Raw genomic sequence first — 13056 nt, forward strand, 5'->3', positions numbered from 1 at the left:
GGCGGGGCCTAACCCACCGCACGCCGCTCGGAGGTGGTGGTCAGGTATTGGCGCGGCACTCGGCCGGTCACTTGGCACACGAGCTCATAGCCGATGGTATCGACCAAGCGGGCAATGCGCTCGACGGGAAGCTCAGGCCCCCATAACACCGCCTCATCCCCCACTTTGTCAGTGGCATCTGGCCCTAAATCGACCGTGATCATATCCATCGATACCCGCCCAGCAAGTGGCACTTCGCGGCCATTCAACCAAACAGGGGTGCCATCGGGCGCCAGTCGTGGGTAGCCATCACCATAACCGATGGCTATCACACCAATCAGCGTATCGCGCTCGCTACGCCAGCGCGCGCCATACCCTACCGGCTCACCGGCTTTTAGCTTGCGAACGGCCATCACCCTTGAGGTTAAGCGCATCGCCGGTTTTAAGCCCAGCTGTTCACCCGTCAGTTCAATCCGCGACGAAATACCATATAGGCAAATGCCGGGTCGCACCCAATCAAAGTGACTTTGCGGCCAAAACAAGGTTCCCGACGACGCCGCCAGTGAGCGTTCACCAGGCAGTCCTTCTGTCACCTGTGTGAAGGTGTCTATTTGCGCTTGCGTAATGGGGTTATCCATTTCATCGGCACAACCAAAATGACTGAGAAAGCCGATGTCTGGCGCCACATTGTCACACGCTGTCAGGGCAGAGAGCGCGTCTGGTACTTGGTCCGGCTCGAAGCCCAAGCGATGCATCCCTGAGTCGACCTTTAACCACACGGGTAAAGGCTCACTCAGTGCCGCGTTAGTCAGCATGGTGACTTGCTCATCACAGTGCACCGTGGCGGTCAGTTGGTGTTCAACCAATAGCGGCAGCTCGTCGGCTTCATAAAAACCTTCCAACAAAACAATAGGCCAGCGTATACCGGCCTGTCGTAACGTCAGTGCTTCTTCAATCCGTGCCACCCCAAAAGCATCGCTATAAGGCGCAAGTGTGGAGGCCACTGAGACCAAACCATGGCCGTAACCATCCGATTTAACCACTGTCATCACTTTGCTATTGGGCGCTTGGCGACGCATCACCTGGATGTTGTGTATCATCGCCTCCGGATCGATAACGGCTTTGGCCGCATTCGTCATGATAAAAGGATTACTCGTCATCAAACGCCGGCCCTGCATAATTATCAAATCGCGAATACTGCCCTTGGAAAGTCAGTCGTACCGAGCCAATCGGGCCGTTACGCTGTTTACCAATCAGGATTTCTGCAATCCCTTTCATCGCACTTTCCGGGTTATAGACTTCGTCGCGGTAAATAAACATGATCAAGTCAGCATCCTGCTCAATGGCACCCGATTCACGCAAGTCCGAGTTAACCGGGCGTTTGTCGGCCCGTTGCTCCAACGAACGGTTAAGCTGTGATAGCGCCACCACAGGCACATTCAGCTCTTTCGCGAGCGCTTTGAGGGAGCGGGAGATCTCGGCAATCTCAAGGGTTCGATTCTCTTGCAAGCCAGGAACACGCATTAGCTGCAGATAGTCGACCATGATCATGCTCACCCCACCATGCTCACGGGCAACACGGCGCGCGCGTGAACGCACATCCGTCGGCGTTAGGCCGGAGCTGTCATCGATGTACATGTTCTTTTTCTGCATTAAGATCCCCATCGATGACGAGATACGCGCCCAGTCTTCATCATCAAGCTGACCGGTACGGATCTTGGTTTGGTCAACCCGTGAGAGCGAGGCCAGCATACGCATCATCAGCTGTTCAGCTGGCATTTCGAGCGAGAAAATGAGTACCGGCTTTTCTTGATCCATCGCCGCGTTTTCACACAGGTTCATCGCAAAGGTGGTTTTACCCATTGAAGGACGAGCCGCCACGATCACAAGATCAGAAGGCTGCAAACCTGCCGTTTTCTTGTTCAGATCAGTAAAGCCGGTCGATACGCCCGTGACCCCATCTTGTGGGGTTTTGAAAAGCTCTTCGATACGCTCAAGGGTTTTACTGAGCACCGAGTCGATATGTTGCGGCCCTTCGGTCTCACTGGTTCGTGACTCAGCAATCGCAAACACCTTGCTCTCCGCCATATCGAGCAGATCTTCTGACGTGCGCCCTTGGGTGTCATAGCCGGCATCCGCAATTTCATTGGCTACCCCGATCAGGTTACGAACCATGGCTCGTTCGCGGACAATATCCGCATAAGCGACAATATTCGCCGCACTTGGCGTATTTTTAGCCAATTCAGCCAGATAAGCAAAGCCGCCCACATCATCCAAATGACCGGTTTTTTCTAGGTGTTCAGATAAGGTGATTAAGTCAAGCGGCTTGCCTTCATCAAGCAAAGACTTGGTGGACTCATAAATCAATCGGTGCGGACGACTATAAAAGTCATGGCCGACCACTTTTTCCGCAACCGCGTCCCAACGTTCGTTATCCAACATCAAACCACCCAACACAGACTGCTCGGCTTCGATAGAGTGTGGGGGCACTTTGAGGTTAGCGACTTGCTGATCTTTTGCGGGTTTACGATTGTCTGCCATAAAAACTCACCTATTGCTACTGGGGGTCATTATACCCGCTGTCCTCGCAGGACGCTGCCCCATGCAGCATTTTTTTCCAAACGCTGAATAAGTCCCCGAGATTTTAACTTAAATTTGACCGCCTAGGAGGCCAGGACACCTAGGATAAGGCGCTATATTGTCAACAGGTGATTCACGATGAAAGTGCCGTCCCTCTTCCTTGTGATGTCCACATTATATACCCCTTTTAGCCACGCCACGGAGACCACGTCATCCCCTTGGCAAAGTGATTTGTCGTTAGGACTGCAACAGTTAAGCGGCAATGCCGATTCACAAACAGTCAACGGGGAAGTGAATGGCCAATATGATGGCGAACAAACACGTTATCAAGCCAGCGCGAGCGTGCTACAAGTGGAAAAAGATGGCGAGGAAGATAAACGTAAAACAGAATTAGAAGCCCAAGCAAACCGTGGTATTAGCGCGCGCAGCTATGTCTTACTGAACGCTACCTATGTCGCTGATCGCTACGGTCCCTATTACGATGACTTTATGTTGGCCACAGGGCTTGGCCACCAATGGTGGCAAAGTGACACCTTCCAACTCAGCACGGAAGTGGGGCCAGGGTATCGCTACCAGCGTCCCAATCTTGATGAAATCGACGATGGCGATCTCATCATGCCTTACTCGGTTCGCGAGCCGGTGATTCGTGCACAGGCTAAAGGAGAGTGGCAACTGGTCGACAGTGTCAGCTTAGAGGGGAGAAGCATTGTAATCTCGGGCGCCAGTAATACCAGCGTGGAAGGTGCCGTCACTCTGGCTTCTACCATTACCGAAAAGCTTTCGATAAAAATAACCAGCAAACACAACTATATGACGGATGTGCCTCCAGGATTGAAGCACCACGACAGCGTGCTAACCGTCGGCCTTCGCTATCAGTGGCTATAAAAAAACCAGCCCGAGGGCTGGCTTTTTATCAACGTTTTGATGCGCGATTACGCAGCAACAACGTTTACTTTTACGGTTGCGAACACGTCATAGTGCAGCTGTACGCTGATTTCGTACTCACCAGTGTGACGCAATGCGCCCTCTGGTAGACGCACTTCGTTTTTCGCAATTTCAACGCCTGCTGCAGTCACAGCATCAGCGATGTCACGGGTACCGATAGAACCAAATAGTTTACCTTCATCACCCGCTTTAGACGCGATTTCAACCGCTTCTAGTGCTTCAACTTTTTCTGCACGCGCTTGAGCGGCTGCCAGTTGCTCAGCAACTTTCGCTTCTAGCTCAGCACGACGCGCTTCAAAGTGTTCGATGTTGGCTTTGGTTGCCATAACTGCTTTACCCTGAGGGATAAGGAAGTTACGCGCATAACCAGATTTAACAGTTACCTGATCACCTAGGCCACCCAGGTTACCGATTTTATCAAGTAGAATAACTTGCATTCTTCAATCCTCTCTAACTTGGACAGTTCCGATTACTGATGCTTGTCAGTGTACGGCAGCAGGGCCAGGTAACGAGCGCGCTTAATAGCACGAGCCAGTTGACGCTGATACTTAGCACGAGTACCAGTGATACGGCTAGGTACGATTTTACCTGATTCGGTAATGTAATTTTTTAGAGTCGCTACATCTTTGTAGTCGATCTCTGTAACGCCTTCTGCAGTGAAACGGCAGAATTTACGACGACGGAAGAAACGTGCCATGGGCTTATCTCCTGATCTAAATGTCTATGATGTTGTCGGCATGCAATACCCATTTACCCTCGCCTTGTCGGCTGGTTTGGTAGGCGAGAAACCCGCTTACCTTGATATGGCTGCCTAAAACTAAATTTTGCGTTTGTTGTGTTGACACTTGCCCACTGGCTACCACAGATAAGCGACAAAACACTTGTCGAGGTAGGTCAGCTTCAACCTGCGTGGAACGGTGCTCTAACACAAAGTGACAGTGCGGAATTCCTGCAGGACTTTGGCGACGGACCGGACCTTTACTGATAACACCAGCAAGCTCCAACCGATTGGTCATCACAGCAATTACTCAGCTGCGTTTTCGCCTTCAGCTTGCGCTTCAGCTTTTGCTTCTGGTTTCGCTTCTGGGCGCTCTTCACGCTTAGCGGTACGCTCTTCTTTAGCCTTCATCATGACAGATGGCTCAGTGATAGCGTCTTTGGTACGCATGATCATGTTACGGATCACCGCGTCGTTGAAGCGGAACATGCTTTCCAGCTCGTCAATCACAGCCTGCTCAGCTTCTACGTTCATCAGAACATAGTGTGCTTTGTGCAGCTTGTTGATTGGGTAAGCCAGTTGACGACGGCCCCAGTCTTCTAGACGGTGGATTTGACCGCCTGCATCTTTGATAGACGCAGTGTAACGCTCGATCATGCCAGCAACTTGCTCGCTTTGATCAGGGTGCACCATGAATACGATTTCGTAATGACGCATTGAGTTGCTCCTTACGGATTAATCAGCTTCCACAATTGGCTCGGTCGTCCAGCGGAAGCAAGGAACGAAAAGTAAAAGACCGAGAATCAGGCGCGAGATAGTACAGAATTGCAGCGCCATAAGCAAACAGATTTTCTCTTTATCTGCTTATCTTTCTGTCACCGTGTCACCACAACGTCAAAAGGCCCTCGCTGCGTTACTTATCGGAACACGCGCCTTATCCTCCCCCTTTACAACATAGAATGTGCGCACCACTTAATTCGCTCAAAACAACAACCTACTGATAACATTCTCCGTGACATAGACCGAAAAAGCATGACAAATCGCAAAAAAATCAAGAAATCAAGCCTGCAAACTGTCAAGTTTGTTTAATTTTCAACCGATATCACGCTATTGATGCACTTCTTTTTTACTGATAATTAATTTCTGAACCCGCGCTCAAATTATTACACCTTCGCCTCCATTTCTTGGCATTCATTGCCCAATATAACCACTTTGTTGCCTAGACTTGACCTGAAAGTCGGTTTTTTAGTGCAAAAAGCGTAGGGAAAGACGCATCAATCACTAACTACATTGATGAAATTCGCTTCAAAAATTTTGGGAGCAAAATATGAAACTAATGACGCCATCACGTGCCGTCGCGCTAGGTTTGGCGGGGCTCGCGTTAACTAGCCCCAGCGTGCACGCTGCGGTTGATTGCCAGCCACTGCCCGGTTGGCAGAATGGCAATACCTACACCAAAGGGGATCAAGTTAAAGCAGACAATACCGCCTATGAGGCAAGGTGGTGGACGCAAGCCGATCCTGCGACTCAATCTGGCGAGTGGAAAGCATGGAAAATCCTCGGTCAGTGCGCGGGCAGCGTCAACCAAGCCCCTACCGCAACCTTAACCGTTTCTCCGTCTGGACCCGTTGAGGTTGGCGACACACTCACCTTCACCCTCGCCGGGACCGATACGGATGGCACAGTGACCTCATTCGTGCTCTCACAAGGCGACACTGTCTTATATGAAGGAGCAGAAGCGACCACCATTGACTGGCAAGCCGAACAAACGGGGCGCTTTACGTTTAGTCTCACCGTGACCGACGACAAAGGCGCGACCGATACCCAAACATTGCAACAGGTAGTGGGGGATGACCAAACCGGCGGCGATGAGTATGCCTGTCGTCCGGCTGGTTTATACACCACCCCAGATGTCGACGTGCCATATTGTTCGGTGTATGACGAGAACGGCCTTGAAGACATGGGCGCCGATCACCCTCGCCGTGTTATCGGCTATTTCACCAGCTGGCGAAACGGTGCCAACGGCCAGCCCGCTTATTTAGTCAGCGATATTCCTTGGGAAAAGATTACCCACATTAACTACGCCTTTGCTCACGTCAACGCGGACAACCAATTGTCTATCGGCGATCCCAATGCACCCGATAATCCAGCGACCCAGATGACCTGGCCGGGCGTGGCCGGCGCAGAGATGGATCCAACCCTGCCGTACAAAGGCCACTTTAACTTGCTCAACAAGTATAAAAAGCAGCACCCCGACGTGAAAACGCTGATCTCCGTGGGTGGCTGGGCCGAAACTGGGGGCTACTTCGGTGAAAACGGCGAGCGTATCGACAGTGGCGGTTTCTACACCATGACCACCAATGCCGATGGCAGCGTCAACCAAGCAGGCATTAAGGCTTTCACCGACAGTGCCGTCGCCTTCTTGCGCCAGTATGGCTTTGATGGTCTAGACATTGATTATGAATACCCATCGTCAATGAAAGACTCGGGGCATCCGGACGATTTCGAGTACTCTAACCCACGTCGGGCGCACTTGAATAAATCCTACCAAGTGCTGATGAAATCGCTACGTGAAGCGCTCGATAAAGCCAGTGCACAAGATGGCAAGCACTATATGCTGACCATCGCCGCACCGTCATCGGGTTACTTATTGCGCGGGATGGAAACTTTCCAAACCACCCAATACTTAGATTACGTCAACATCATGAGCTATGACCTACATGGGGCATGGAATGATCATGTTGGCCATCAAGCGCCACTGTATGACACCGGCGAAGACTCAGAGCTTAAACAGTGGAATGTCTACCAAACGCCTGAATTTGAGGGGATTGGTTATTTAAATACCGACTGGGCAGCAACCTATTTTATGGGCGGTATGTCACCCGGCCGTATCAATATCGGTATCCCGTATTACACCCGCGGCTTTAAAGACGTACAAGGCGGCGATAAAGGCCTTTGGGGACGCGCACCACTGCCAAACCAAAGCGAGTGCCCAGCCGGCACCGGTGTCGGTGAGAAAAACAAATGCGGCAACGGTGCAGTTGGGATAGATAACCTTTGGCATGATGTGGACGAGCTCGGCAACGAAGTGCCTGCTGGCTCTAATCCTTTGTGGCATGTGAAAAACCTGCTCGACGGCAAACTACCGGCCTATGCCGCGAAGTACGGGCTCGACCCTGAACAAGATCCTAGCGATCGCCTCACCGGTAGCTATCAAGCTTATTACGATGATATCGCCAAAGCGCCATGGGTTTGGAACGAGGAAAAAGGCGTATTCCTGTCGATGGAAGACGAAACCTCGATGGCCGAAAAAGTCGACTACGTGATCAATAAAGGTCTAGGCGGGGTGATGTTCTGGGAGCTGGCGGGGGATTATCGCTATGATGATCAGCGTCAAGCCTACTTTATGGGCGATACCCTGACTTCGCTGGCGTACCAAACCTTTAACCAAGCTGGCAGCGACTACTCACTGCAACGTGGCGATGCCAACTTCCAAGTGCCAAGCGAGCAAGTGGATGTCACCTTTGACGCGCTGAACTTCCCAGTGGGCGATGACAACTATCCTATTCGCCCCACGTTCCGCTTTACCAACCACTCGGATCTGGACTTATCGGGCGCCACCATCAGCTTTGATGTGCCCGTGTCTACCTCGGCCATTTTTAAATCTGACTGGAACGCTCAGAAAAAGCTACGCATGGAAGTGGTCCGTGATAGCAGCAACGCCAGTGGCAACAACATCGGCGGGTTTGATGCCACGCACCATCGCTTTGCCATCACCCTGATTAACGAATGGGGCGGCATTGAGCAAAGCTTTAAGCCCGGTGAAACCTTGGATGCTCAGGTGATGTATTACATGCCGATCACCAACCCGACCAATATCACCATCGAAAAAGATGGCCAGCGTTATGCGGTGAAGCAGGAGTATCCAAGCCTTCCGCCTGCGCTACCCGGTAGCACCAGCCAAAGTGGCGGAGAGTCTCAGTGTCCCGGCGTCGATGTTGCCAGCCTGAGTACCTACCCTAACTGGCCTAACGGGGGCAACCATGCCAGCGGTGGCGACCAACTTATCTACCAAGAGGCGGTATGGGAAGCCAAGTGGTGGACCCAAGCGGCACCCGGTGGTCAAGCTTGGCGCCAAGTCTGCAGCCTCTAATCCATTTCTGGTCTTGAATGCGGGGGCTGCGTGCCCCCGTTAAGGAGTCGTTATGTTCAAGTCTTCGTTCACACAGTTTTCCTGCCGTACCGCCGTGGCCCTTGCGTTGGTCGCAAGCAGTTCACAGGTGATGGCACATGGCTATTTAGACAGCCCCAAAGCGCGCCAAGCGATTTGCCATGAGCAAGGGGGCTACTGGTGGCCTTCAGATGGGTCACGTATTCCCAATGCCGCCTGTCGCGCTGCGTTCTTAGAGTCGGGGCACTACCCGTTTGTACAACACCACGAATCAGCGCAATTGGTGGCGGATTATCGCAATATGGATGCGGTGAAAGCGGCCGTTACCGATGGCAACTTATGTGGTGCCGGCGATCCCAATAAAGCCGGGATCAGTTTGCCCTCACCGGATTGGCAACGCACCGAGGTCACCCCAGATGGCAACGGCCAAATTGATGTACGCTTTCGCGCCACCACGCCTCATAACCCAAGCTTTTGGGAAATTTATCTCACCAAGCCAGATTACAACGGCGCGACCGATGCGCTGACGTGGGATGATCTCGAGAAGATCGACACCTTTGGCGACCTGCCCATTGTGATCGGCGATGACGGAAACCGTTATTACGAGATGACCGTGACCCTGCCCGCCGATCGTCAAGGTGACGCCATTCTCTATAGCCGTTGGCAACGCATTGATCCGGCCGGTGAAGGCTTCTACAACTGTGCCGACATCACCATCACCCCCAGTCAGACAGCGCCAGCCCAATGGCACGAGCTGGGCTACTTTGTCCCACATCCACAAATGGCAGCTTTGGGCGATCGCGTGCGTGCCCGCTTGCACAACCGCCAAGGCCAAGAAGTGGTAGATGTCACACTCACTCTGACGGACCAAAATGTGGCGGATTGGCCACACGCGCTGGCCAGCCTTATCGAACAACAAGCTAACGAGCCCTTACGTATCGGGGTGATGCGCAACGATGAGATCCAGTTTAATGCCGATGACGTGGTGCAAAACCAAGTCTTTAGCCATCACGATAGCTATAGCTTCAACCTGTCGGTGATCCCGGCTACCGACGAACCCACCAGCGACCTGCCCGCGTGGCGCGCTTCTGAGGTCTATGTGGCCAAGGATCGCGTGCGCTACGGCGATAACATCTACCAAGCAAAATGGTGGACACGAAACGAGCAACCCGGCGCTGCCCTTGTTTGGCAACGCGTGACACAATAAGGAGCAAACATGAAGCCAATGACCCTACTCTCTCTGGCGATTGCTGGGGCACTGGGTGCCAGCCACGCCGTGGCGGCCCCCTCAACCCCAAGTTTGGACTGGAAGCCACAAAACTATTCTTTTGTTGAAGTCGACGAATATGGCCGCGGATCGTACAAAGATCTGGTGCAACGCGTGGACGAAGTCCAAATTGAAATTAAATGGAATGCCTGGTCCGGTGATGGCGGTGATAGCTACAAGGTGTACTTTGACGATCAAGTCGTTAATCAAGGCACCTTACCGGCAGGAACCAAATCTGGCGTTGTCACTTTCCCCTATGACAAAGGAGGCCGCCACCAGCTTAAACTCGCCTTGTGTGAAGGTGGCGTGGATGGCCAGTGTGCGACCAGTGCCGCCAAACCCATCGTGATCGCAGACACCGACGGCGTGCACCTTGACCCACTGCCGATGAATGTAGACCCGAACAACAATGACTACCCCAAACAGCCTGATACCGTGGTGGGGGCATACTTTGTCGAATGGGGCATTTATGGTCGTAACTTCGATGTCAGTCAGGTGCCCGCGGGGAATCTCACCCACATCTTATATGGCTTTATCCCCATTTGTGGCCCCAATGAGTCATTGGGCGACATCGAAAATGGCAACAGCTTGCGCGCACTAGAGCTCGCCTGCCAAGGCTCACAAGACTATGAAGTGGTGATCCACGATCCTTGGGCGGCGATTCAGAAAAAACTGCCCGGCACACCAGCTAAAGATCCGATTGGTGGCACTTATGCGCAAATGATGGCGCTCAAGCAGCGCTACCCGGATCTGAAAATTCTCCCATCTGTGGGCGGCTGGACCCTATCAGACCCCTTCTATGATTTCACCGACAAAGCCAACCGTGACGTCTTTGTTGCCTCGATGAAAGAGTTCCTACAAACCTGGAAGTTCTATGATGGGGTCGACATTGACTGGGAATACCCAGGCGGTGGCGGTGCCAATCCAGATTTAGGCAATCCAGATAAAGACAGCCAAGCCTACGCGGCCTTAATGCGTGAGCTGCGCGCGATGTTGGATGAGCTCGAAGCCGATACCGGCCGTGAGTACCAACTCACCTCGGCCGTCGGTGCTGGTTATGACAAAATCGCCAACGTCGATTACAGCGCCAGCGCGCCGTACATGGATTATATCTTTGCCATGACCTACGACTTTTTCGGCGCATGGAATAATGTCACCGGTCACCAAACCGCCATTTACTGCGGCAGCCATATGAGCGCCGATGAATGTGATGGTACTGGCGTCGATGATAACGGCGAGCCCCGCAAAGGCCCTGCCTACACGCTCGATAATGGCGTGCAATTACTGCTAGAAAGCGGCGTACCACCGGAAAAAATGGTGATTGGCACCGCGATGTACGGCCGTGGCTGGGAAGGCGTTTTCCCTGCAAATGCGACCGATCCTAGCAACCCGATGACCGCACCCGGAAATGGCCCGATCAAAGGCAGCACCGCAGACGGTATTTGGGAAGCCGGTGTGATTGACTACAAAGGCATCGTCAAGTCCATGCTCGGCAGTGCTGGGAACGGCATCAATGGTTTTCAACCCGGCTATGATGAGCAAGCCGAAGCGGCTTATGTTTGGAACCCAGACAACGGTAAGCTCGTCACTTATGACAACCAGCGCTCGGTCAAAGCCAAAGGCCAGTATGTACGTAATCATAACTTTGCCGGTTTGTTTGCTTGGGAAATCGATGCCGACAATGGCGATATCCTCAATGCGATGCACGAGGGATTAGCACAGGATGGTCAACCACCCGTCAATAATGCTCCTACCGTCACCCTTGCGCAGCAAAGCTATACGCTGGCGCCCGGAGCGTCGTTAACCATTGCTGCCAATGGGCGCGATCGGGATGGCGATGCCCTGACCTATCGCTGGCAAGGCGATGCGGCGTTGGCTCTGACCAATAGCGACACGGATTCGGTCACAGTGACCGCTCCCGATGTGAGTACCAGCACCGACTATTCCCTGTCGGTGACGGTGTCAGACGGCCAAGCCAATGCCGAGGCCAGCGCCATCATTAAGGTGGTGGTACCGGGTGAAAACCAAGCTCCTACCGTGGCACCTATCGTCCCTGTTAGCCTGAAAAGCGGTGAGCAAACCAGCGTGACGATTGAGGCAAACGACCCAGATGGCGATACACTCAGCTACACCTACCGTGCATCCGGCGATCTGGCCGTTTCTGGCACCGGTGATCAGGTGACGCTGACCGCGCCCACCGTGACAGAAAATCGCGACTATGTGGTCACGGTCGAGGTCAGCGATGGCGACAACACCACGCAAGCGCAATTCACGGTAACCGTGACGCCGGCCAGTGGCTTACCAACGTGGGATGAAAACACTGTGTATGTGGGCGGCGATCGTGTCCTGTATCAAGGGGTTGAGTATCGCGCCAAGTGGTGGACCAAAGGCCAGCGCCCAGACCAAGGCGACCCATGGGAACGCGTCGGGGATAGCCAAGCCAACCAAAGCAGTGAATGGCAAGCGACCGTCGCTTATTCCGGCGGCGCTGAAGTTGAATATAACAACCAACGCTACCAAGCCAAGTGGTGGACGCAAGGCGACAAACCCGGCAGCGCCGCAGTCTGGCAATTGCTGTAACGGTTTTTCACTTCCCAAAATGACAAAACGCCCCAAGCTGGGGCGTTTTTCTTCAACGGTGAACAAGAGACACTGCAGTTAACGACGCTGACGCACCGCTTCATACAAGCAAACGCCGGTCGCCACGGACACATTCAAGCTCGACACACTGCCCGCCATTGGGATCCGGATCAGCTCATCACAGGTTTCACGGGTCAAACGGCGCATACCATCTCCTTCTGCGCCCATCACTAAGGCGAGCGGCCCCACCAATTTGGTGTCGTAAACATCATGATCGGCTTCACCCGCGGTGCCCACAAACCACACGCCCTGCTCTTTGAGCGCACGCATGGTTCGCGCTAAGTTGGTGACGCGCACCAAAGGCACCACTTCAGCGGCGCCACAGGCCACTTTTCGCGCCGTGGCATTAAGCTGAGCGGACTTGTCTTTCGGGACAATCACCGCACTGACTCCCGCCGCATCCGCGGTACGTAAGCACGCCCCCAAGTTGTGGGGGTCGGTGACACCATCAAGTACCAGCAACAAGGGGTTCTCGGTATTGGTGAGAATCGCCTCCAAGTCATTTTCGTTGTACTGACGGCCCGCTTTGACACGTGCCACTATCCCTTGGTGCGACGCACCTTGGGTTTTGTCGTCTAAGGCCTTGCGACCCACTTGTTGGATGCTGACCCCCAACATCGCAATCTCATTTAGCACAGGTACCAGACGTTCATCCTGGCGCCCTTTTAACACCATCACTTCGATAAAGCGGGAAGGGTCGGTCGCTAAAATCGCTTTAACGGCATGAATACCGTAAATTACTTCATTACTCATGGT

11 protein-coding genes and 2 pseudogenes are annotated in these 13056 nt (G+C 53.2%); 6 read left to right on the forward strand and 7 right to left on the reverse strand.

Translation table 11 applies throughout. The features are described 5' to 3' along the window. Positions 1-8 precede the first annotated feature (8 nt). Both alr and BZG25_RS05875 read right to left on the reverse strand, forming a co-directional pair. The gene (gene alr / locus BZG25_RS05870) at positions 9-1139 is read right to left on the reverse strand and encodes an alanine racemase (protein WP_077638682.1); all 1131 of its coding nucleotides are present in this window, start codon (positions 1137-1139) and stop codon (positions 9-11) included. Then, complete coding sequence (locus tag BZG25_RS05875) at positions 1129-2520, reverse strand: replicative DNA helicase (RefSeq protein ID WP_077578833.1); 1392 nt, start codon at positions 2518-2520, stop codon at positions 1129-1131. Before BZG25_RS05875 ends, alr begins: the two co-directional genes overlap by 11 nt. A 177-nt stretch (positions 2521-2697) precedes the next feature. Here BZG25_RS05875 and BZG25_RS05880 point away from each other — a divergent pair, with 177 nt between their 5' ends. Beyond that, the gene (locus BZG25_RS05880) at positions 2698-3444 is read left to right on the forward strand and encodes a YdiY family protein (RefSeq protein WP_077638683.1); all 747 of its coding nucleotides are present in this window, start codon (positions 2698-2700) and stop codon (positions 3442-3444) included. 47 nt (positions 3445-3491) lie between these two features. Here the strand turns inward: BZG25_RS05880 and rplI are convergent, their stop codons facing one another. Genes rplI through rpsF form a run of 4 tightly spaced genes read right to left on the reverse strand, consistent with a single transcriptional unit; the run spans position 3492 to position 4939 of the window. Next, positions 3492-3941 carry a 50S ribosomal protein L9 gene (gene rplI, locus BZG25_RS05885; protein ID WP_046074368.1) on the reverse strand — a complete coding sequence of 150 codons (450 nt, stop codon included), beginning with the start codon at positions 3939-3941 and terminating at the stop codon, positions 3492-3494. Positions 3942-3973: 32 nt separating this feature from the next. Next, positions 3974-4201, reverse strand: a complete 228-nt coding sequence (rpsR, locus tag BZG25_RS05890; protein WP_021023493.1) for a 30S ribosomal protein S18 — start codon at positions 4199-4201, stop codon at positions 3974-3976. A 16-nt stretch (positions 4202-4217) separates the two neighbouring features. After that, entirely contained in the window at positions 4218-4520 is a 303-nt protein-coding gene (gene priB, locus BZG25_RS05895) for a primosomal replication protein N (RefSeq protein WP_046074369.1), read from the reverse strand. A gap of 8 nt (positions 4521-4528) precedes the next feature. Further along, on the reverse strand, positions 4529-4939 hold the full coding sequence (gene rpsF, locus BZG25_RS05900) for a 30S ribosomal protein S6 (protein ID WP_046074370.1): 411 nt from the start codon (positions 4937-4939) through the stop codon (positions 4529-4531). 610 nt (positions 4940-5549) lie between these two features. Here rpsF and BZG25_RS05905 point away from each other — a divergent pair. The 5 genes and pseudogenes from BZG25_RS05905 (at position 5550) to BZG25_RS16230 (ending at position 12240) form a co-directional block, all read left to right on the forward strand. Then, positions 5550-8375, forward strand: coding sequence for a glycosyl hydrolase family 18 protein (locus BZG25_RS05905; RefSeq protein ID WP_077638684.1), 2826 nt, complete (start codon positions 5550-5552; stop codon positions 8373-8375). 52 nt (positions 8376-8427) lie between these two features. Next, the gene (locus BZG25_RS05910; RefSeq protein ID WP_077606414.1) at positions 8428-9600 is read left to right on the forward strand and encodes a lytic polysaccharide monooxygenase; all 1173 of its coding nucleotides are present in this window, start codon (positions 8428-8430) and stop codon (positions 9598-9600) included. A gap of 18 nt (positions 9601-9618) precedes the next feature. Next, positions 9619-11598: pseudogene (locus BZG25_RS05915) on the forward strand (glycosyl hydrolase family 18 protein); the annotation flags it as partial. A 96-nt stretch (positions 11599-11694) separates the two neighbouring features. Beyond that, positions 11695-11931, forward strand: a pseudogene (locus tag BZG25_RS16225) (Ig-like domain-containing protein); the annotation flags it as partial. A 9-nt stretch (positions 11932-11940) separates the two neighbouring features. Then, positions 11941-12240: a carbohydrate-binding protein gene (locus BZG25_RS16230; protein WP_371326848.1), complete on the forward strand. Its 300-nt coding sequence runs from the start codon at positions 11941-11943 to the stop codon at positions 12238-12240. Positions 12241-12318: 78 nt separating this feature from the next. Here the strand turns inward: BZG25_RS16230 and rlmB are convergent, their stop codons facing one another. After that, the gene (gene rlmB, locus BZG25_RS05920) at positions 12319-13053 is read right to left on the reverse strand and encodes a 23S rRNA (guanosine(2251)-2'-O)-methyltransferase RlmB (RefSeq protein WP_046074372.1); all 735 of its coding nucleotides are present in this window, start codon (positions 13051-13053) and stop codon (positions 12319-12321) included. Positions 13054-13056 lie beyond the last annotated feature (3 nt).

This window comes from Salinivibrio sp. ML198 (genome assembly GCF_001996015.1).
GTDB lineage: Bacteria > Pseudomonadota > Gammaproteobacteria > Enterobacterales > Vibrionaceae > Salinivibrio > Salinivibrio siamensis.